A 20,540-nucleotide genomic window follows, 5' to 3' on the forward strand; every position below is an offset into this window, starting at 1 on the left:
CGCGATCCTCCATGTCCTTCCCCGACCAGAGGTCCCGAGGTAACTCATGCTGCTCGCCGCTGACACACCCGCCCCCGCCACCCCACCCCACACGGGTGGCCTGCTGCTCCTCATAGGCGGAACCCCCGGTCTGCTGACCGTCGCCGCCCTCGGTATCGCCCTGCTCCTCGTCCTGATCATCAAGGTCAGGCTCCAGCCCTTCGTGGCGCTGCTCGGCGTCTCCATAGCCGTCGGCCTCGCCGCCGGTCTCTCCGTCACCGAACTCTTCGGTACGGTCCAGAAGTCCGCCGCCGTCTCGATGATCGAGTCGGGGATGGGCGGCATCCTCGGCCATGTCGCGATCATCATCGGACTCGGCACGATGCTCGGCGCCATCCTCGAAGTCTCCGGCGGCGCCGAGGTGTTGAGCACCCGGCTGCTCCGGCTCTTCGGCGAGAAGCGCGCCCCGCTCGCCATGGGCGTCACCGGGGTCGTCTTCGGTATCCCGGTCTTCTTCGACGTCGGTATCTTCGTCCTGGCGCCGCTCGTGTACGCCGCCGCCAAGCGCTCCGGCAAGTCGGTCATCCTGTACGCGATGCCGCTGCTCGCGGGGCTCTCCATGACTCACGCGTTTCTGCCGCCGCACCCGGGACCCGTGGCCGCCGCCGGGCTCTTCAAGGTCGACCTGGGCTGGGTCATCCTGATGGGCACCGTGGTCGGCATCCCGGCCGTCCTCGCCGCGTGGGCCTACGCCGCGTGGATCGGCAACCGCCTCTTCGTCGACGTACCGCAGGACATGGTGGAGGCGGCGGAGGAGGCGAAGGAGGCCGTCGCCGCCGAGCAGCGCGCGTCGGGTGTCACGCCGCGGGAGACGCCCGTCGCGCTCGGCACGGTCCTCGCCATCATCGGCACCCCGCTGATCCTCATCCTGCTCGCGACCTTCTCCTCCATCGCCTTCGATCCCTCGACGCTCCGGTCGGTCATCGAGTTCTTCGGCCACCCCTTCGTGGCGCTGACCATCGCGCTGCTCCTCGCGTACTACCTGCTGGGCATCCGGCGGGGCTGGTCGCGGGGCTCCCTGGAGACGGTCTCCACCGCCTCCCTCAAGCCCGTGGGCAACATCCTGCTGGTGGTCGGCGCGGGCGGGGTCTTCGGCGCGGTCCTCAAGGGCAGTGGGATCGCGGACGCGCTCGCCGACACCTTCAACGACGTCGGGCTGCCTGTCATCGTGCTGGCCTGGCTGATCTCGGTCGTCCTGCGTGTCGCCCAGGGCTCCGCGACGGTCGCGATCGTCACCACGGCGGGCATCGTCGTCCCGCTGGTCGAGAACCAGGGGCTCTCGCAGGCGCATCTCGCCCTGATCATCATGGCGATCTCGGCGGGCTCGATCTTCGCGTCGCACGTCAACGACGGGGGATTCTGGATCGTCGCCAAGTACTTCGGCATATCGGAGCGGGACACCATCAAGTCCTGGACGGTGCTGGAGACGGTGCTGTCGGTGGCGGGGTTCGTGGTGGCGGCGCTACTGAGTCTGGTGATCTAGAGCCTGTCCCTGGTGATCCAGCCGTGTCCAGGGCTCCGTCGGGGGCGGGCGCCCACCGAACCCTCACCGCAGGCCCTCTTGCGCGATGATCGACACCCCGCTTTGGTGACTTGGGTCACGTAACGAGGCGAGCGGGAGGCGATGACACGTATGGCAGGAACCACGGAGGCCGGCACGGGTGGCGCCGGCACACACGATGCCGGCGCCACCGATTCCCGGCCCCGCAAGTCGAGTTGGACGTACATCGGCCCCGGGATCGTGGTCGCCGCGACCGGTGTCGGCGCGGGTGACCTGGTCGCCACGCTCATCGCGGGCAGCAAGTTCGGCTACACCCTGATGTGGGCGGCGGTCATCGGGTGCGTCGTCAAGATCTCCCTCGCCGAGGCCGCCGGCCGCTGGCATCTCGCCACCGGGCGCACCCTCTTCGACGGCTGGCGCAGCCTCGGCCGGTGGACCACCGTGTACTTCGCGGTGTACGTCGTGGTCTGGGGCTTCGTCTACGGCGCGACCGCCATGTCCTCCAGCGCGCTGCCCATCGTCGCGCTCTTCCCGGACGGTCCCGGGCTCAAGACCTGGGCGGTCGTCACCGGCCTGATCGGCCTGGTCTTCGTCTGGTTCAACCAGTACGCCGTCTTCGAGAAGGTCATGACGGTGCTGATCGGCATCATGTTCGTGGTCGTCATGTACGTCGCGATCCGCGTCGCGCCCGACATCGGCGCCGCCTTCGCCGGGCTCGCCCCGGTCCTGCCGGACGGCTCGCTGCTCTACACGCTCGGGCTGATCGGCGGGGTGGGCGGCACGATCACCATGGCGGCGTACGGGTACTGGGTCAACGCGAAGGGGTGGACCAACTCCTCCTGGATGAAGGTGATGCGGCTCGACAACCGGGTCGCGTACGTCACGACCGGGCTCTTCGTCGTCGCGATGCTGGTCGTCGGCGCCGAGTTGCTGCACTCCTCCCACATCGCGCTCACCTCGGGGGACCGGGGGCTGATCGACCTCGGCACGATCCTGGAGGAGCGCTTCGGTCCGGCCACCGCCAAGCTCTTCCTGATCGGCTTCTTCGCCACGTCGTTCTCGTCGCTCATCGGGGTGTGGCACGGCGTCAGTCTGATGTTCGCGGACTTCGTGGAGCGCGTCCGCGCCGACGGGGGGAGGAAGAGCGGAGACGAGCCCCCGGTGTCCGGAACGACGGCCGGGGCGTTGTCCGGAACGACGGCCGGAACGACGTCCGTGGCGACGTCCGGGGCGTCCGGAACGACGGCCGAGGTGGTCGCGTCCGGCGAGCGGGAGCGCTCGGTGCCGTTCCGCGCGTATCTGCTCTGGCTGACCTTCCCCCCGATCTCGCTGCTCTTCCTCGACGAGCCGTTCGGCCTGGTCGTGGTCTACGGCGTGCTGGGCGCCTTCTTCATGCCGTTCCTCGCGCTCACCCTGATCTGGCTGCTCAATTCCTCCCGTACGCCCACGGAATGGCGGAACGGGATCCTGAGCAATGTGATGCTGGCTGCGGCGGGGCTGCTGTTCATCGTGCTGTGCGTGCAGCAGGTGCGGGACATTCCCTGGTAAACGCGGGAGGGGCGGCCGTGCCCGCCTCGCCGCCCGGTCGGGCCCGAGTGGCGCCCGTGTGGTGCCCGTGGTGAAGATCGCGACGGAAGCTCTTGCCGAGCCCCTGTTCGCCGTGCGTAAAGTTGGTTCAGGCCAATGGAGTTGTGCCGGTGGGCGGGGGCGGCGGCCGGGCATTTGTGCGGTGAAACTTGTATGACGGTGAACTTTTGGCAAAGTGAATTGTTTCGTTTTCACATTCAAGTGGAGGCGGTGACGGGTGTGCCGCGTGCGGAATCCCCGCCGCACCGCCGCTCGATATCTGCGTCATCTGCGTAATCTGCGTGATCTTCATTCCGATTTGTCCAACTCGACTACCTATGGGCCTTTATGGCCTTCCGTTCAGTGAAAAGCTTGGTAGTCGCGGATTGAGCTGGATAAAGTGCCGATGCGGGTGTATTCAGCAGTGAGCGACCCGCGGTTCCCGGCGGGCTCCGCCGGTGACCGGATGGAAACGGGGAATCAGTACGTGTCGACCGCAATCGCCGTCACCAGCGCCGACCTGGTGCTGCCGGCACAGGATCAGCAGACGCCCACAGCCGCGGCCTTCAAGCCGCCCGAGGCGCAGTCGTTCGAGGACGCGCTCACCGACATGCAGATGCTGGTCGAGCAGTACGGATATGTCGTCGCCCTCTATCCGTCCACGATCCCGGCCGCGTACGAACGGCGGCTGCTCGCCGTGCGGTCCGTCCTGGAGACGGACCGCGTCGCGCTGCTCCGCTCCGAGCTGCCGCCGCTCGGGCTGGCCGTACTCGTACGGCAGCTGCGCCAGTTGTCCATCTGCGATTTCAGCCCCGGTGTGGTCGCCTCGGCCGCCCGGCTGCTCTCCCACTACATCCACGCGGGGGCGGTGCTCGGCTCCGTCGCCAAGCTGGACCGCGTCCCCGTCAGCCTCAAGGCGCATGCCAGGTCGTGGGTGCCGGGTTCGCAGTTCGGTGTGGTTGCCAGCCCGCAGCCGCAGCTCGTCAAGATCGGCTCCGGCGAATTGACCGGTCCCGACTTCGCGACGCAACTCCTGTTCGCCCGGGGGCAGTCGCAGTCCGACTGGGTCGCCTCCACGCTCGCCCCCGCCTGGCAGGTCGCGGGGGTGTCGGAGGCCGAACTGCCCGCGGATTCCGCGCGGTGGTGGGGCACCGGCAAGCTCGTCGAATTCGCGGCACACCTTCCGGACATCTCGGTAACGTACCAATTGGTGGCATCCGTCCGGCGCGAACGGTGTCATTGGTGCGGAATGGAGTTGATAGGGGACCGGTGCGGCTTCTGTTCCTCACCGCTGCACACTTCGGAGAACCAATCTCAGCCAACTGGTGTCCTGAACGATGGGGCTCCTGTGGGTAAGGAGCCGTAGTCGCGGGAGCCGTGGGGTGCTACGGAGTGGCAACGGAGCTGCTACGGAGCCCTACAGACACCTGACACACAACGGCGGACACTGCTAGGCAGTACGGGGGTGGTCCACCGCCGTACAACTGACAAACGCTCCACGCCCGCCGTCCGTTCCCTCCGCTCCATCCGTTCCCTCCGTACCCACCGGATCACCGCTCGCTCGCCCGCTCGCCGCCCCTCCGACCACACCTCAACCGCCGCTCTGCCGCTCGCCACTCCGCCTCTCCGCTCCCCTGTCCGTCCGCACCAACGTCCCCGATCGAGGTTGTACGGTCCATGAACTCCCGCCAGCGCCGTGGCGTCATACTTCTGCTCCTTTCCGTTCTTTGCGCCTTCGCCGCGTTCGTCGGTGTTCTTTCGGTGATCAGCGACGTGAATTCGAAGGTCGGCCCCGAAGTGACCGCCTACCGGATCAAGTCGGACGTGGCCCCTTACGAGGCCCTGCGGAATGATCAGTTCGAGAAGATCACCATGCCGAAGCGCTGGCTCTCCGACAATGCGGTCACCAACCTCTCCGAGGTCGGCGGCAAGGTCGCCATCACCCAGCTGCGCAAAGGCTCGCTCCTCCAGAACGACATGATCGTCAAGCGTCCCGCGCTCCAGCCCGGGGAGCAGGAGATCGCCATCATGATCGATGCCGCCACGGGCGTGGCGGGCAAGATCACCCCGGGGGCGTCGGTCAACGTCTTCGCCACGTTCGCCGCCGAGAACCAGGGCGCGGCGGCCCAGTCGAAGATCATCGTCTCCAACGCGAAGGTGCTGGACGTCGGCAAGCTGACCGCGCTGGAGCCGAGCAGGGACTCGAAGAACCAGACCACCGAGGCCGTCCCGATCACCTTCGCCCTCAAGACGCTCGACGCCCAGCGCATCGCGTACGCGGAGTCCTTCGCGCAGCACGTCCGCCTCGCGCTCGTCGCTCCCGGCAGCGACACCACACTCCGTCCCGGCGAACGCACGTACGAGCTCGGCAAGGACAAGTGAGGTACTCATGTCCACGAGGATCATCCCGGCCGTCGGGGACGCCGACGCGGCCAGATCCATTACCACCCTGCTCAGCCAGCTCCCCGACGTGGAGCCGGCGCCGCCCGTGTCGGACTCGACGCAACTGATCGACCTGCTCGCCCGGCTCGCCGGGGAGTCGCTCGACGAGCTGCCCGAAGTGGTCCTCGTACACGAGCGGATCGGCCCGGTCCCCGCGCTGGAGCTGATCCGCGAGGTGGCGCTCCGCTTCCCGGCGGTCGGGGTCGTCCTCGTCACGGCCGACGCCAGCCCCGGGCTGTTCGCGGCGGCCATGGACTCGGGCGCCCGGGGCCTGGTCGCGATGCCGCTCAGCTACGAGGAACTGGCCAACCGCCTCCAGGCCGCCGCCCAGTGGTCGGTCGGCGTTCGCCGCCACCTCGGCCACGGCGGCGACGTCTTCACGGGCCCCGGCGGTACGGTCGTCACGGTCACCGGGGCCAAGGGCGGGGTGGGTACGACGCTCGTCTCGATCCAGCTCGCCCTGGCCGCCCAGGCGTCCGGCAGGACGGTGGCACTGGTCGACATGGACCTCCAGGCCGGCGATGTCGCCTCGTACCTCGACGTCCAGTTCCGCCGGTCGATAGTCGACCTGGCCGCCATCACGGACATCTCGCCCCGCGTCCTGTCCGACGCCGTCTTCAGCCACGGCAGCGGCCTGGCCCTGCTCCTCGCCCCGGGCGAGGGCGAACGCGGCGAAGAGGTCACCGACCGCGCGGTCCGCCAGATCGTCAGCGCGCTCCGCTCGCGGTACGAGGTGGTCGTCATCGACTGCGGCACCCAGATGACGGGCGCCAACGCCGCCGCCGTGGAAATGGCCGACAGCGCCATCCTGGTCACCACGCCGGACGTGATCGCGGTACGGGGCGCGAAGCGCATCGTACGACTGTGGGACCGGCTCCAGATCCGCAAGGCGGAGGAGACCACGACGGTCGTCAACCGCTACAGCCGCGCCACGGAGATCCAGCCGCCCCTGATCCAGAAGATCACCGGCACGCGACTGGCGGCCTCGGCCGTTCCCGCCAACTTCAAGGAACTCCAGAGCGTGGTGGACGCGGGCCGGCTGCACGAATTGGAGAGCAAGAGCGTCGTCAAACAGGCACTCTGGGGACTGGCCGGAGAACTGGGCCTGGTGAAGGTCCCCGAGGCCGCCGAAAAGAACGCCAAGTTCCGCAACGACCGGGGCGCGATCGGCACCCGCCGCCGCAGAGGCGGCGGGGGGCGGTCGGGCTCGGGCTCCGGCTCCAATGAGGGGAATGGCTGACCATGTGCGCTTCGGGGGAACGAACTGGCCGGCAGAGTCGGACGCAGACGCGCGGCCCGGACGGGCCCGCACGGCGCGTCCGGGCCCGGCTCCGGTCCCGCGCCTGGATCCTGTCGCGGGGCCGCGACCGGGAACGGCTCAACTCCCGGTCCCGGACCCGCTTCCGGCACCGTGCCGACGACCGTGACCGGGGACAGACCGCGATCGAGTTCGTGGGCGTCACGCCCCTGATCATTCTGCTCTTCGTCGCGCTCTGGCAGTGCGCGCTGCTCGGCTTCACCTACATCCTCGCGGGAAACGCGGCGGACGTGGGCGCGCGCGTGGGCACCACGGCCACGCAGGGCGTGCAGGACGAGGAGTGTGCGCGCGCGGCCAAGGAGGATCTGCCGAGCGGCTGGTCCGGAAATGCCGGGTTCGACTGCCACGGCGAGGAACCCGGCCTCTACCGTGCCACGGTCACCCTGAAGGTTCCGGTACTGGTACCGGGTCTCCTGAGCTGGGATTTCTCGGTCGAGGGCAATGCCGCGTCGGTCAAGGAGAGCTGAAGCCATGACAGAGCGCAAGGACACCCCCACCCGCCGCCGTCGTCGGCACGATGAGCTCGGGCAGGTCGCCATCGAGTATCTGGGCTTCATACCGCTGCTGCTGCTCGTCGGGCTCTTCGCGATCCAGCTCGGGATAGCCGCGTACACCGCGAACCAGGCAGGCACGGCGGCCCGTGTGGCGGCGCGAACGGCAAGCCAGGACGAGCTGGACAACGAGCTGGATCCTGTGGTTGCGGGACGCAGGGCCATCAGTGACTGGCTGTCCGGCCCGGACAAGGCGAGTTTCACCCCGAGCTCCGGCGCCGATGAGGTCACCTACACGGTCAGAATCAGGGTCCCGTCCGTGGTTCCGGGCATCGACGACTGGGGAGAGGCGACGCGCCGCTCCACCATGCCTCTCGACTGAGCACCACCGGCCCGGCTGGCATCCCAGCAGGCCAGCATCACCGAGGAGTTACGCACCATGAGCCTGCGGGCACGGATCACCTCCCCCGAGGAGAACAGCGCGACGGGGGAGGACAGTCACCTCGTCGTCACCTACCGCGCCAAGCTGCTGGAAGAGATCGACCTCGCCGAGATGTCCGCCCTGGCGGCCGCCGAACGGCGCACCCGGCTGGAGCGCGTCCTTGGACACATCATCAGCCGCGAGGGTCCGGTCCTCTCCACCGTGGAGCGCGCGCAGCTCATCCGCCGGGTCGTCGACGAGGCCCTGGGCCTCGGCATCCTGGAGCCTCTGCTGGAGGACGCCTCGATCACGGAAATCATGGTGAACGGGCCCGACCAGATCTTCGTCGAGCGCGGCGGCCGGGTGGAGCAGCTCCCGATGCGCTTCGGCTCGCACGACCAGCTCATGCAGACCATCGAGCGCATCGTCTCCACCGTCAACCGGCGTGTCGACGAGTCCAACCCGATGGTCGACGCCCGACTGCCGTCCGGTGAGCGTGTCAACGTCATCATCCCGCCGCTCTCCCTCACCGGCGCCACGCTCACCATCCGCCGGTTCCCGCGCGCCTTCACGCTGACCGAGATGCTCAACTTCGGCTCGCTGGACGAACAGATGGTGCTCCTGCTGTCCGGGCTCGTCCAGGCGAAGTTCAACATCATCGTCTCCGGTGCCACCGGCACCGGCAAGACGACCCTGCTCAACGCGCTCTCCGGGCTGATCCCCAACGGCGAGCGCATCATCACCATCGAGGACTCCGCCGAACTCCAGCTCCAGCAGGCCCATGTGATCCGGCTGGAGTCCCGCCCTGCCAACGTGGAGGGCAAGGGACACATCAGCATCCGCGACCTCGTCCGCAACTCGCTGCGTATGCGCCCCGACCGCATCGTCGTCGGTGAGGTCCGAGGCGGAGAGTCGCTCGACATGCTCCAGGCGATGTCGACCGGTCACGACGGATCCCTCGCCACGGTGCACGCGAACAACGCCGAGGACGCGCTGATGCGTCTGCAGACCCTGGCGTCGATGTCCGAGATCAAGATCCCCTTCGAGGCGCTGCACGATCAGATCAACAGCGCCGTCGATGTGATCGTCCAGCTCACCCGGCACGCCGACGGCTCCCGCCGGATCACGGAGATCGCGGTACTCGACTCGCACGGCAGGGACGCGTACCGCATCGTCAGCGCCGTCCGCTTCAACGCCCGTCCCATGGACGCCGACGGACGGATTCGGGGCAGCTTCCAGTACTTTCCGCTTCCGCGACGCGTGGCCGAGCGTCTCTACATGGCCAACCAGCCCATTCCGCAGGCTTTCGGAGTCGCCGCGTCCGAAGAACAGCTCCTCACCCGAGAGGCCAAGTAGGTAGCCCGTCATGAACAATCTCGTTCTCCCCACGATCGGCGTCACCCTGCTGTGCTGCCTGTTCGGCGTCATGGGTGTGCACGCGTATGCGGCGGGGAAGTCCCAACGCCAGGCACTCGTCGACCGGCTCTCGTCCACCGGCCAGATACCGGTCGTGGGTCGGCGCCGCAAATTCATCGGGCTGGATCGCAGGCTCCGCAAGACGAAGTTCGGCAAGAGGCTCGAACTCAAACTGGTGTCGACCGGTCTCGACATCACCCCGGGTGAGTACTTCGTCTACATGCTTGCCGCGGTGGTCGCCCTCTGGCTGATCGCCTCGTCCATCCTTGCCTCGTTCTTCGGCCCGCTGGCCGGACTCATGGCACTGTGGGGTGCCAACACCTTCCTCAACTGGCAGCGCGCCAAGCGGACCGAGCGCTTCATCAACCAGCTTCCCGAGCTGTCCCGCATCCTCGCCAATGCCACTCAGGCCGGCCTGGCGCTCCGTACGTCGATCGCCATGGCCGCCGACGAGCTGGAGGCACCGGCGGGCGAGGAGCTGAGCTGGGTCGCGCGCCGGCTGGCCGTCGGAGAGTCACTCGACACCGCGCTGGGAGAGCTGGCCGAGCGGCTGCCCTCTCGCGAACTGGTCGTCCTGGTGACCACGCTCGTGCTCTCCAACCGGGCCGGCGGTACGGTCGTCAGCTCGCTGCGCAACCTCACGGAGACGCTGGAGGAGCGCAAGGAGACCCGTCGTGAGGTCAAGACACAGCTCTCCCAGGTGACGGTGACCGCGTACGCCGTCCCGGGCTTCGGCTTCGCCGCGCTGCTCATGCTGAACGCCGTCATGCCGGGTGCGCTCGACCGTATGACCGGCGCGCTCATTGGACAGGTAGCCGTTATCGCGTCGCTGGTGCTTTACGCCATCGGATTCGTAGTGATCCGCCGCTTGTCCCGTATCGACGTCTGAGGGGAGAGGGAGACATGGAACTGCTGCTCGCGCTCGTGATCGGGCTCGGTGTGTACGGTGCCCTCCACGGCATCCGTATGTACCGGGCCGATGCCAAACTCCCCGGCGACCTCGCCATCGCGCTGGAGGTCGGCTCCACCCGTACCAGCGCCGTCGGCTCCGGCATCGACCGGCTCGGCATGCGCTGGGCCCCCGCCGTGCTGCGGATGATGGGACCCAAGCAGGTCAACAAGAAGCGCCGCGAGATCGACCTCGCGGGAAATCCGGGCGGTCTCACCATCGACCGGTACGCCGCCCGGCGCGCCGTCTACGGCGCACTGGGCTTCGCCGGCGCCTTCTCGATGATCATCCGTGGTCAGGTCTTTCTTGCGGCTTTGATGATCCTCTTCGGCCTCTTCTGGATCGAGGTGGGCATCTGGTCCGCCATCCGGGTCCGCAGGGATCACATCGAACGCACCCTGCCCGACTTCCTCGACGTCCTCGCCGTTGTCGTCAGCGCCGGCCTCGGATTCCGGCAGGCGCTCGACCGGGTGTCCGAGAAGTATGCGGGCCCTTGGTCCGACGAACTGCGCATCACCTTGCGCCAGATGGACATGGGGGTCAGCCGCCGCCAGGCGTTCGAGGAATTGCGTAAGCGCAACGACTCCGAGCAGGTCGCGATGTTCGTCACCGCGCTCCAGCAGGGCGAGGAACTGGGCGCGCCGATTGTTGACACGTTGATCGCCATCGCCAACGACATGCGTCGTACGGATGCCCAGAACGCGCGGCGCAAGGCGGCCAGGGCCGTCCCCAAGGCGACCTTCGCGGTCACGTCGTTCCTGCTGCCCGGCACGCTGCTGCTGCTGACCGTCGGCTTCGTGTACGGGGCGAACGTGGACCTCAGCTTCCTGGGCGGCTGACATGACACACCACACGGGGGAACCAGGAAAGGAGGTGTCAGGCGCATGGCAGTCCAACTGACCTGGTTGAGTAGCAGATTGACCGAAGAACTGCGGATTGCTCCGGCCGAACCGGAGGTGACACCGGCACTCTCCCTCCAGCTCAACGCGCTCCAGGCGATGTGCCGTCAGGTCTTCGGATTCCGGCTGGCGATGATCGCCATGGCCACTCCGTTCGCTCTGGCCGGCACCGCGCCCGGTGTACCGACGGTCCTGGTCAGCGGGGCCGTCCTGGTCACGTTCATGGGCTCGTACGTTCTGTTCCGCGACTGGGAACGGTTCGGTCCGTTGCTGCTCAAGCACCCCTGGCTGCTGGGGGCGGACAGCGTTTTCGGCGCCCTGCTGCTGATCACCGCCACCCCTGATTCGACCTTGGGTTACGTCACCGTCTGTACCCCGCTGCTGGCGGGACTCGTCTACGGCTGGCGGGGCGCGACGCTCTTCACATCTCTCCAGATCCTGATCCTCGCGATGGTCTACCTGAACAGCGAGAAACGGGCGTCGATCGTCGCCACGGCACTCCTCCTCCTCGGCTTCTGCGTCATCGCGGGCGCGGTCGGGGTCACCCTGCGCGGCCTGCTGCTCCGCTTCGGCAGCGCCAGTCAGGCGCTGACCGAGACCCGGGCTCGGCTCGCCGTGAGCGAGGCGATCGAGCAGGAACGGGCGCGGCTCGCCCGGGAGATGCACGACTCCGTGGCCAAGACACTGCACGGACTGGCGATGGCGGCCGAGGGGCTCGCGGGCTCCGCCGGCCGGATGGACGCGCAGACCGTACGGCAGCAGGCGGAGCTGGTCGCGCGCTCGGCCCGGCGCGCGGCGAGCGAGTCACGGGAACTGCTCTCGGACCTGCGCCGCGAATCGGGGCTCGACGGGGGCGTGGCCGTCATGGACGAACTCGCTGCTCGGACCGCTGACTTCGGTCGTCGTAGCGGCTTGGAGGTGTCGTTCCGGCAGTTCGGAGACCAGACCATACCCACCATGCCGCACGTGGTGGCCAGGCAGTTGCTCACGATCGCCTCCGAGGCGATGGAGAACGCGCACCGTCATGCCGGGCCGGAGACGGTGGACGTGTCCGCCGGCACCGTGGGAGACCAGTTCCGTATCAGCGTCTACGACAACGGCCGGGGACTTCCGCCCGGCACCACCCTCGACGGTCTCCGGCGGGCCGGCCACTTCGGCCTCGTCGGGATGGTCGAACGGGCCGCCGCGATCGGGGCCCGCATCCGGATCGGCAGGGGCAAGGCGGCGGTCGGCACGGAAGTACGTGTCGATCTGCCGCTGGTGGCGCTCCGCTCGGCGCCACCCCCTGAACAGAACTGACCTCGTCACCCTCCGCTCCCGACTGCTCCCCAGAGAGGAGACCGCACGATGCCGGACGACCCTTCCCACACTTCAGGGCAGCAGCACACGCCACGTCATGCGTCCCAGTACACGTCGGCGCACGACGGGGCTCCTCACTCCCCACTGCCCTCCATACCCCTCCCCGCCGCTCCGCCCGCCGTCGAGACGACAGCGCTGCCGGACTTTCCGGGACCCACCGCCGCCGCACCGTTGCGGGTGGTCGTCGCCGACGACAACCCGGTCGTACGCGCCGGGCTCACGGTGCTGCTCTCCGGCCGGGACGACATCCAGGTCGTCGGCGAGGCCGCGGACGGCCGCCAGGCTTACGAGGTGGCCCGGCGGACCAGCCCCGACGTCGTTCTGCTCGACGTACGGATGCCAGGCGTTGACGGCATCTCGGCCCTGCCCCACCTCGTACGGATATCCCCGGTCATGATGCTGACGTACAGCCGGGAGAGCGAGATCGTCCACGAGGCGCTGCGGCTGGGCGCCGGCGGCTACCTGGTCCACGGGGAGTTCACTGCGGACCAACTCGTCTCGGCCGTACGAGACATCAAACAGGGGCGTGCCCACTTCACCCCCACCGCGGCCAACGCCCTGCTGGACCACATGCGCAGCGGCCCGGCCCCGGCCCTGGGCCGGTCGCTTCCGGAGGGCCTGGGCACGGTGTACACGACGGGCGTCCCCTATGGCGGCGATCCGCGGCCTCCGGTCCGCCCTTCACGCCATGATGCGAATGCACATGCAAACGTTTCTGGCATCCCTTCGCCGCGAGGTGACAGAATCGGTCAAAATGCTGACGATTTGGCGGCGGGTGTGCCCCGAACTCCCCGAGGTATTTCGCAAATGCAATCGGATGTGGCACAGTCTAGGAGTGGAGAGCGGAGTGTCCCCGCAGGCCGCAATCGGGAAGCCTTCGGGCTGAGTTCGAGGGAGGTGGAGATCATGGAACTGATCGCGTCCGGCATGAGCAATCAGCAGATCGCCGCCACCTGCTTCATCAGCGAGAAGACGGTCAAGAACCACATCAACCGGATCTTCGCCAAGCTGCACTGCGGCAGTAGGAGCGAGGCGATCGCGAAGTGGCTCGGTATGTCAGGCGGGGGAGCAGGAAGGGGCGCGGTCGGCCATGGCTGAACGGGCGGGTGCGCGGGGTGAGAGGGTCGGACGGAGCGGGGTGAGCGGCGCGGAGGTGCCGGGCCGCCCGTGCACGGGCATGCGCCGGGTGGGTGCGGCTACGGACCTGGACGCAGACCTGGGTCTGCGGACCCAGCCGACGTGCCGGAGGGCCCAAGCTTCGCTTTGGGCCCTGGATTGGGCCCTGGGGCCCTCTGGCGCACCCGGTGATTCGGCGTACGTTTCTCATGTCGCCAACGGAACCGGCCAGGAGGAAGCCGGTAACGGGAGTGACGCGGAAGAGACTTACTCGTCGGCCGGCAGGCGGTCGGCCGAACCTGGAGGGGAACCCCATGTCGAACAACATGCTGCTGAAGGCCGCCGTCGACACCAAGGTCCGCGTGAACGGCTGGGCGAACACGGCAGTCTCGAAGATCCAGAAGCGCCACGCGTCCGGGGACCGCGGCCAGACGGCCTTCGAGTACCTGGGCATCATCCTGGTGGTCGTCGCGATCATCGGTGGAATCGTGGCCTCGGGTATCGGCGGGGAGATTCAGGGCCGGATCGAGGAGCTGGTGGACGAGATCGAGGCCGGTTGATGACGGCTCGCCTTCGCGGCGATAGAGGGCAGGCCTTCCCCATCTACATTGTGATGGTGGCGGGCCTGCTCTTTCTCGCGTTCGCTTTCTTTACGGTTGGCAAGGCGTCCGCAGTACGCAATGGTGCCCAAGGTGCGGCTGATGCCGCTGCACTCGCGGCGGCTCAGGACGCCAGGGACGGGATGGGGACGGACTTCCTCACGGCACTGCTGACTCCCGACGGGTTGAGGGACTTCCTCGACGATGGTGTCAGGTTCGGTCTGGCTCACCCGTGCTATGTGGCAGGGGTTTTCGCCGAGAAAAACCGCGCTGAGGTGACGCCCATCGGCGGCGGCTCCGCCTGTTCTCCGGGTCCCGAGGGAGATGGAATCACGGTCGAGGTCAAGTCCCTCGACCCCGTGGGGAAGTCTGTCATTCCCGGCACCGAGGAGAAGTACGCCACGGCCAGTGCCACGGCCGTCATCGAGTTTCGGTGCCTCTTGCCTGAGGAAGAGCCCGAGGGCGATGGGTCCGACGAGGGCGGGGAGGATGAGGGCGACGAGCCCGTCCCGGTCGCCTTCGACTGTGACGGAGGGGACCAGATCGAGGTCGACCCTACCGATCTGGACCGTTGGGACACCATCAGTAAGACCCTCTTCGCCGTGCACTTGGCCGACTGACAGCGAACGACGAGCAAAGGAACAGCAGACATGAGCATTCGGCACACCACGATGGGCCGCAGGGGAGTAGCGGTGGCTGCGATGGCAGCCGCCCTGGCCCTGACTGTGGCTGGTTGCGGCGGCGGCGAGGATGACGGCAAGAAGACCGAGTCCGGTTCTTCCTCACAGCCGGCGGGTGAGAAGAACACGGAGGGGCAGGACACCGCGGCGGCCGAGCAGCCGGACCCGAATGTGAAGCTGGCCCAGTTGAAGGGCACCGGGGGCGTTCTGCTCACGGTCAATGAAGTGAAGCGGGAGTCGGGCGGCTTCGTCACCGTCAGTGGCCAGATAAAGAACGAGAGCTCTCAGAAATTCACCGATCGTTTCCCCTGGAAAGGGAACGAGACCGAGGTGTCCAGGGCGAGCGGCAACTCCGTCGCCGGGGCGACACTGGTCGATCAGGCAGGCAAGAAGCGGTACTACGTGCTGCGGGACACGGACGGGCAGTGCCTGTGCACCACGGGAATCAACCCGATCGAGGCCGGTGAGTCCATCCCCGTGTTCTGGCAGTTCCCCGCGCCGCCGGCGGAGACAACGGAGATCGACTTCAATCTGCCGACGTTCCCCGTGGCCAAGCTGAAGATCTCCGGGTGAGCGCGGACATGACTCAGATCCGTAGCCGTTTCGCACCCCCGCACTTGGCTTTGACGACCATAGCGGCAGCCGTCCTGATGACCGGGGCAAACCTTGTCACCGCGACCGGCGCCTACGCTGACGAGGGACCGAGCGTCCCGCCGGGCACCGAGCCCACAGCCGTGGCCCCGGTCAAGGTCGACGCCAATTCATCAGGCCTCAAACTGTCCAGCGGCGCGACACTCGCCGACCCCAAGGTTCTCGACATCAAGCAGGTTGTCGAGGACATGGGGGGCGAAGAGCGGCGTGAGGACACCAACGAAACCGTGAAGTTCGCCCTCCAGGCCGAGGTTCTCTTCGGCAAGGACAGCGCGGAACTCAGCAGCAAGGCGAACGGCCGTATCGCCGCGATCGCCGACGAGATCAAGAAGCAGAACGCAACGAAGATCCGTGTCTTCGGCTTCACGGACAACCTCGGCTCCTACGAACACGGCAAGGTGCTCTCCAAGCAGCGCGCGGACGCGGTCCAGAAGGTCCTCAGCGAGGAGCTGAGCAACTCCGCCATCACGTACGAGGTTCGGGGATACAGCGAGGACTATCCGATCGCGGACAACAGCACAGAAGAGGGCCGTAAGAAGAACCGCCGTGTGGAAGTCTCCTTCCCGCGCGGCAACGATTCGTAGGCCCTCATCCCTCACCACGTGAACACTGAGCGGGCGGATCTGCAACGAACACGCAGATCCGCCGCTTTGCGTGCCCCTCAGAGCAGATGGTCGACCTTGCCGGCCTTGATCTCGCGAATCAGGTTGCGCAGAGCGTCACGGCCGTCGGTGAGGTACCGGTCCTCTTCGCCGTGGACGGAGATGTATCCATTGCCATCTTCGTCGGTGCCGAGTCGGAAGCAGTTGGCACCTTCTCCACAGAAGGGCTCCTCCCAGTCGATGATTGTCACAGCTGGTAACTCCTAAAGATCGTCGGCGATGGCACGGATGAAGTCGCATGACGCGCGAGGTGAGAGCGCGGCATCCCGCATGGCATCCAACTGGGCTCGGTACTTCTGGAGTTGTATGGCCGAGTCGATGAACTCAGGCCCATGGGTGCTGTCGAGTTCGACCACATCCAGTTGCGGGACGCGATCGCCGGCGTAGACGACGGACTGGCCCGCGCCCGGGAAGCCTCCCGCCTTGAACGGAATGGCGCGTACGGTGACATGCTCGCGCTCGGATGCCTCCAGCAGATAATCCAACTGGCGCTTGGCGGCTTTGGGGCCGCCGAATTGCATCCGCAGACCCGCCTCGTGGAGGATCAGGTCAAGCACGGGAGGGTCCGGCTTGTCGAGCACTCGGTGGCGGTCGAGTCGCAGCGCGACCCGCACGTCAATGTCGGCTTCAGGTAGTCGCGGAAAGACGTGCGCGAACACGGCGCGCGCATGTTCCTCGGTCTGCACGATGCCCGGCAGGTGGACGGAGAGCGCAATACGCAGTTGGCTCGCGTGCCACTCCATCTCGGCGATGTCCAGGAAACCGGCCGGCAGCCAGCCGCGATACGCTTCCCACCAGCCCTTCTCGCGCTCGGCAGCCATCGCGGCAAGTGCGTCCACCAGAGAGTGGTCCGCACAGCCGTAATTGCCGGCCAGGGTCCGCACGCGGTCGCTGCTGATGCCGGACCGGCCGGACTCCATGTTCGGCACGTTGGTTCGAGGCACGCCGAGCAGTCCGGCGGCGAACGCCGTGGTCATCCCCGCCGCCACGCGCATCTTGCGCAATTCGGTACCGAGTCGCCGTTGGCGCTCGGTGGGTGTGCTCCTTGGTGGCACGCGTCCCTCCTGCTACCGCCTGAATACCCTCAGTTTGCCCGGCGTGCAGGCTGACGGTCCACCTGCGGCCATGATGGCACCGTGAGGAATGAGTAGTACACGTACTTCGAAATGCCCTACAGTGAGTAACGCACTGCTCACGCAGGTGAGTTGGAAGTGCATCACGCGATCCTGCCCGCATGCTCCTGCCCTGGGAGGGGCCGGCCCGCGTCAGGGAGACAGGCCACTGCTCATCCGTACGGCAACACCGAAGCAACCGTAGTGAGCCACCCGTGCGCCCCGAGGCGAAGAGATGTGAGACGTGACGCCATCGGGCGAGTTACCGAACTCGTCCCATTCCAAGGAGACACACATGCCCCTCACGCGCAGCGCACGCTGCCCCCTTGCCCCTCCCGCGCTCTCCGCCGCGGGACTCGACGTCCGGCGTAGTGGCTCGCCCGTCCGTCCGGAGGGCCTCGCCTACAGCTTCACCCTCCCGGGGCAGCCGCGCTGCGCCGCGGTCGTACGGGCGACGGTCCGGTCGGCGCTGACTGTTCATGGGCTTGCTCCGTACGCCGATCCGGCCGAGCTCGTCACGACCGAACTCATTGGTACGGCGACCAAGCTGACGCCGGGCCAGGATCTCTATCTCTCCCTCCGTTACCGCGCGGGAGCCCTCCGGATCGTCCTCTGGGATCAGCACCCTCGCCACCATGACCCGGGCACGGTCGCCATCTGTGAGGGGCGGCGGCGTCGTTCCCTCTGGCTGCTCGCCGCCGTTGTCGACGACTGGGGCGGCGACTGGGGAGTCGCCGAGGCGCGGCTCCCGCAGCGGGGTGTCAGGTCCTGGGTGACACTGCGGCGGACGGGGGTCGGTTCGGCTGGCTCGCTTCGCTGAACTGGACGTTGTGTCGGTTGGGTGGCCGGGCGGCCCATGTGGGGGCTCGAGCGTGATATTTGGGTCTCGATCGAGGGTTGCGTTGCCTAAGCAACGTACCGCGGCGCTCTCCCGGTGCCCTGCGGGTCTACAGAATCCTCCAAAACTGTGGTCCTGTGTGGCCGGATGCGATTGGGCCCCTGGGCCCATGCTTCGCGATCGCGAATGTGCTTGAATCTGGTGGTCGAGCCGTCACGCGTCGCTGAGGAGTGAGTGCCCAGTCATGTCAGGCATAGGGGGAGCCACCGTCCCGCCCACACCGCCAGGGCTGTTCGCGCACGGCTCGGGGCGGCAGCCGCTGCCGCAGCAGCTTCGGGTCGCGCTGATCCTTGTGCGTGTGCTGTTCGGCCTGACGGTGCTGGGCGGGGCCGGGGCGCTGATGACGGCCGCGGCCGTCGACGCGGTGGATGGCCAACTTCTGGGCCTGCTGGCGTACGCGGCCGCGCCGGGGGTCGTCGGGCTGGTGCTGAGCCGGTGGGCGTGGACGGGCGGGGCATGGGTCCGGTGGGGTTTGCTGGCGGTCCAGGGCTGGTTGCTCGTCGGGGCGTTGGGGACGCTCGCTGACGGGGGCGGGCGTGGCCTGACCCAACTGGTCCTGCCCCTCGCCGTCATCGTGTTGCTGTGTCACCGACCGTCACGCGCATGGTTCCTGCTCGCGCCGTTCGACCGGGCCGAGCACCGTCCGTTCCGGCTCGCCCGCATGATCAAGTGGCGTACGGACGGGGGCCAGACGGCGGCGGAGTACCTGGGACTGGTCGTGGTCGTCGTCGCGGTCGTCGGTGGCCTCGTCGCCACAGGTGTGGGCGGCCCGATCGCCGGCGGCCTGCGCGCCGCGGTCTGCGAACTCAGCGGAAGCGCCTGCCCAGCCGCGGGGCCGAACGACGGAGGTGGCAGGGCAGGGGGCGACGGGGGCGGCGGCACGACTGCCGAGGCCGGCGAGGGGCTGGGCTCCGGCGAATCGGGTGGTGCCGGTGACCCTGGTGGTGATGGCTCGTCCGACGGCGAGGTGCGTGCCGCCGAGGAGAAGCGCGGTGACGCCGAGGATGGCAAGAAGAACGGCGGAGACGACGCCAAGGAGGACGAGAGCTGCAGCGGCTGGGCGATCGTCTCCTGCGGGGTCAAGCAGGTAGGAGGTTTCTTCAAGGGGGCCGCTGCCGACGGCTTCTGGGGCGACGTCACCGGGACCTTCGACACAGTCATGCATCCGCTCGACGCCCTGGACGGCATCAAGGAGTACGGCAAGAGCCTCGGTGACCGGTGGAGCGATGACTCCAAGGGCGCCGGCGACAAGTGGGACAAGGGCAACTATCTCGGCGCCGTTTGGGACTGGGGCAAGGCGTCGGGCAAGACGGTTGTGAACGTCGCGGACGATGTGTTCGTCGGCGACGAGGTCCGCGACATGTGGGACAAGGGCGAGTACGGCCGGGCCGTGGGTACGGTCGGCTGGAACGTCGGCTCGCTGTTCATCCCCGGTTACGGCGAAGCCAAGCTGATCGGCAGAATCGGCAAGCTGGGCAAGGATGCCAAGAAGGCTGCGGACAAGGCTTCTGACGGCAAGCGCAAACCAGACGCCGAGGATTCGAAGAAGCCGGAGGGTAATCCAGCCAAGTGCGTCACGCACAGCTTCCTGCCGAGCACACTCGTCCTGCTGGCGGACGGGCGCCGTGTGCCTATCAAGGCCGTGCGTGTAGGTGAGTTGGTGACAGCCACTGATCCGGTCACAGGACTGACCACTGCCCGCCGTGTGGTGGACACCATCACCACGCACGACGACAAGCGATTCACCCGGCTCACGGTTCTCACTCCCTCCGGAACCGCGGTCATCACGGCCACCGACACGCACCCCTTCTGGCTCACCGGCCAAGAGCGCTGGGTGGAGGCCGGGGATATCCGGCCGGGCGCGGCTCTGCTGACGCCGACGGGTGGATCGCTCGTGGTCACCGGTGTCGACCGCTACGCCCGGACGCAGACGACACAAGACTTGACCGTCGACGACATCCATACCTATTACGTTGGGGTCGGCAACGAGAACGTGCTCGTCCATAACTGTGGCGGGGACCTGGACGAAGCGGACCGGCGTTTCCCCGGCCAGGCGCACACATTGGATGAGCACGTAGACGTCAGTCCGCAGCGTATGCGGGAACTGGCTGAGAAGAAGGGCATCAACAGTAAGTGGGTCGACAGGCAGACGGCTCAGCAGGCGGTTGACTATGCCCTGGCGAAAAACAAGGATTACATCGCCAAGAGGCTCGCAGGACTTCGTGATGGTGAACAGTTGACTCTGCCTGTCCAGACATTCGGTGCCAGAAACCCTCTCGGCAGGTACCTGAAGAGTGATGGAACCTCTGGTGACACCGGAAATCGCTATACGGTGATCCTTAAAAAGGCTAAGAAGGATCCATCGGGTCGGAAGGTGCAAGGTGGCTACTATGTCTATACCGCTTATCCGGTCTAGGGTGG

The 20,540-nt window shown here is 67.3% G+C and carries 20 protein-coding genes; 18 read left to right on the forward strand and 2 right to left on the reverse strand.

Annotated elements, in window-relative coordinates:
• The first annotated feature begins 46 nt into the window (after positions 1–46).
• The 16 genes from ACFTZC_RS17690 (at position 47) to ACFTZC_RS17765 (ending at position 16,031) form a co-directional block, all read left to right on the forward strand.
• The gene (locus tag ACFTZC_RS17690; RefSeq protein WP_382890586.1) at positions 47–1,522 is read left to right on the forward strand and encodes a GntP family permease; all 1,476 of its coding nucleotides are present in this window, start codon (positions 47–49) and stop codon (positions 1,520–1,522) included.
• A 150-nt stretch (positions 1,523–1,672) separates the two neighbouring features.
• Positions 1,673–3,088: an Nramp family divalent metal transporter gene (locus ACFTZC_RS17695; RefSeq protein WP_382890588.1), complete on the forward strand. Its 1,416-nt coding sequence runs from the start codon at positions 1,673–1,675 to the stop codon at positions 3,086–3,088.
• 484 nt (positions 3,089–3,572) lie between these two features.
• Positions 3,573–4,472: a hypothetical protein gene (locus ACFTZC_RS17700; RefSeq protein ID WP_382890704.1), complete on the forward strand. Its 900-nt coding sequence runs from the start codon at positions 3,573–3,575 to the stop codon at positions 4,470–4,472.
• 311 nt (positions 4,473–4,783) lie between these two features.
• The gene (cpaB, locus tag ACFTZC_RS17705) at positions 4,784–5,488 is read left to right on the forward strand and encodes a Flp pilus assembly protein CpaB (protein WP_382890590.1); all 705 of its coding nucleotides are present in this window, start codon (positions 4,784–4,786) and stop codon (positions 5,486–5,488) included.
• Between the two features lie 7 nt (positions 5,489–5,495).
• A complete protein-coding gene (locus ACFTZC_RS17710; RefSeq protein ID WP_382890592.1) occupies positions 5,496–6,788 on the forward strand; it encodes a CpaE family protein in 1,293 nt (430 codons plus the stop codon).
• 212 nt (positions 6,789–7,000) lie between these two features.
• Complete coding sequence (locus ACFTZC_RS17715) at positions 7,001–7,333, forward strand: TadE family protein (protein WP_382890595.1); 333 nt, start codon at positions 7,001–7,003, stop codon at positions 7,331–7,333.
• Between the two features lie 4 nt (positions 7,334–7,337).
• A complete protein-coding gene (locus ACFTZC_RS17720) occupies positions 7,338–7,739 on the forward strand; it encodes a TadE/TadG family type IV pilus assembly protein (protein ID WP_382890597.1) in 402 nt (133 codons plus the stop codon).
• Positions 7,740–7,796: 57 nt separating this feature from the next.
• Complete coding sequence (locus ACFTZC_RS17725) at positions 7,797–9,134, forward strand: CpaF family protein (protein WP_382890599.1); 1,338 nt, start codon at positions 7,797–7,799, stop codon at positions 9,132–9,134.
• Positions 9,135–9,144: 10 nt separating this feature from the next.
• On the forward strand, positions 9,145–10,083 hold the full coding sequence (locus tag ACFTZC_RS17730) for a type II secretion system F family protein (protein WP_382890601.1): 939 nt from the start codon (positions 9,145–9,147) through the stop codon (positions 10,081–10,083).
• A gap of 14 nt (positions 10,084–10,097) precedes the next feature.
• Positions 10,098–10,982 (forward strand): DUF5936 domain-containing protein, encoded by an 885-nt coding sequence (locus tag ACFTZC_RS17735; RefSeq protein ID WP_382890603.1) that lies wholly within the window; start codon positions 10,098–10,100, stop codon positions 10,980–10,982.
• Between the two features lie 45 nt (positions 10,983–11,027).
• On the forward strand, positions 11,028–12,341 hold the full coding sequence (locus ACFTZC_RS17740; RefSeq protein WP_382890605.1) for a sensor histidine kinase: 1,314 nt from the start codon (positions 11,028–11,030) through the stop codon (positions 12,339–12,341).
• 48 nt (positions 12,342–12,389) lie between these two features.
• Positions 12,390–13,499 carry a response regulator gene (locus ACFTZC_RS17745; protein WP_382890607.1) on the forward strand — a complete coding sequence of 370 codons (1,110 nt, stop codon included), beginning with the start codon at positions 12,390–12,392 and terminating at the stop codon, positions 13,497–13,499.
• Between the two features lie 332 nt (positions 13,500–13,831).
• On the forward strand, positions 13,832–14,077 hold the full coding sequence (locus ACFTZC_RS17750) for a hypothetical protein (RefSeq protein ID WP_382890609.1): 246 nt from the start codon (positions 13,832–13,834) through the stop codon (positions 14,075–14,077).
• Positions 14,077–14,736: a pilus assembly protein TadG-related protein gene (locus tag ACFTZC_RS17755; RefSeq protein ID WP_382890611.1), complete on the forward strand. Its 660-nt coding sequence runs from the start codon at positions 14,077–14,079 to the stop codon at positions 14,734–14,736. Before ACFTZC_RS17750 ends, ACFTZC_RS17755 begins: the two co-directional genes overlap by 1 nt.
• Positions 14,737–14,817: 81 nt before the next feature.
• Entirely contained in the window at positions 14,818–15,369 is a 552-nt protein-coding gene (locus ACFTZC_RS17760) for a hypothetical protein (RefSeq protein ID WP_382890613.1), read from the forward strand.
• Between the two features lie 8 nt (positions 15,370–15,377).
• Positions 15,378–16,031, forward strand: a complete 654-nt coding sequence (locus ACFTZC_RS17765) for an OmpA family protein (protein WP_382890615.1) — start codon at positions 15,378–15,380, stop codon at positions 16,029–16,031.
• Positions 16,032–16,108: 77 nt separating this feature from the next.
• Here the strand turns inward: ACFTZC_RS17765 and ACFTZC_RS17770 are convergent, their stop codons facing one another.
• Together ACFTZC_RS17770 and ACFTZC_RS17775 are read right to left on the reverse strand one after the other, a co-directional pair.
• Positions 16,109–16,300: a hypothetical protein gene (locus ACFTZC_RS17770; protein WP_382890617.1), complete on the reverse strand. Its 192-nt coding sequence runs from the start codon at positions 16,298–16,300 to the stop codon at positions 16,109–16,111.
• 12 nt (positions 16,301–16,312) lie between these two features.
• Positions 16,313–17,104 carry a helix-turn-helix domain-containing protein gene (locus ACFTZC_RS17775; protein WP_382890706.1) on the reverse strand — a complete coding sequence of 264 codons (792 nt, stop codon included), beginning with the start codon at positions 17,102–17,104 and terminating at the stop codon, positions 16,313–16,315.
• A gap of 412 nt (positions 17,105–17,516) precedes the next feature.
• On the opposite strand from ACFTZC_RS17775, the gene ACFTZC_RS17780 reads away from it, so the two are divergent.
• Positions 17,517–18,041: an ATP-binding protein gene (locus ACFTZC_RS17780; RefSeq protein ID WP_382890619.1), complete on the forward strand. Its 525-nt coding sequence runs from the start codon at positions 17,517–17,519 to the stop codon at positions 18,039–18,041.
• Positions 18,042–18,303: 262 nt separating this feature from the next.
• The gene (locus ACFTZC_RS17785) at positions 18,304–20,535 is read left to right on the forward strand and encodes an RNase A-like domain-containing protein (RefSeq protein WP_382890621.1); all 2,232 of its coding nucleotides are present in this window, start codon (positions 18,304–18,306) and stop codon (positions 20,533–20,535) included.
• Positions 20,536–20,540: the final 5 nt, after the last annotated feature.

It is taken from the genome of Streptomyces sp. NPDC056987 (assembly GCF_042673865.1).
GTDB lineage: Bacteria > Actinomycetota > Actinomycetes > Streptomycetales > Streptomycetaceae > Streptomyces.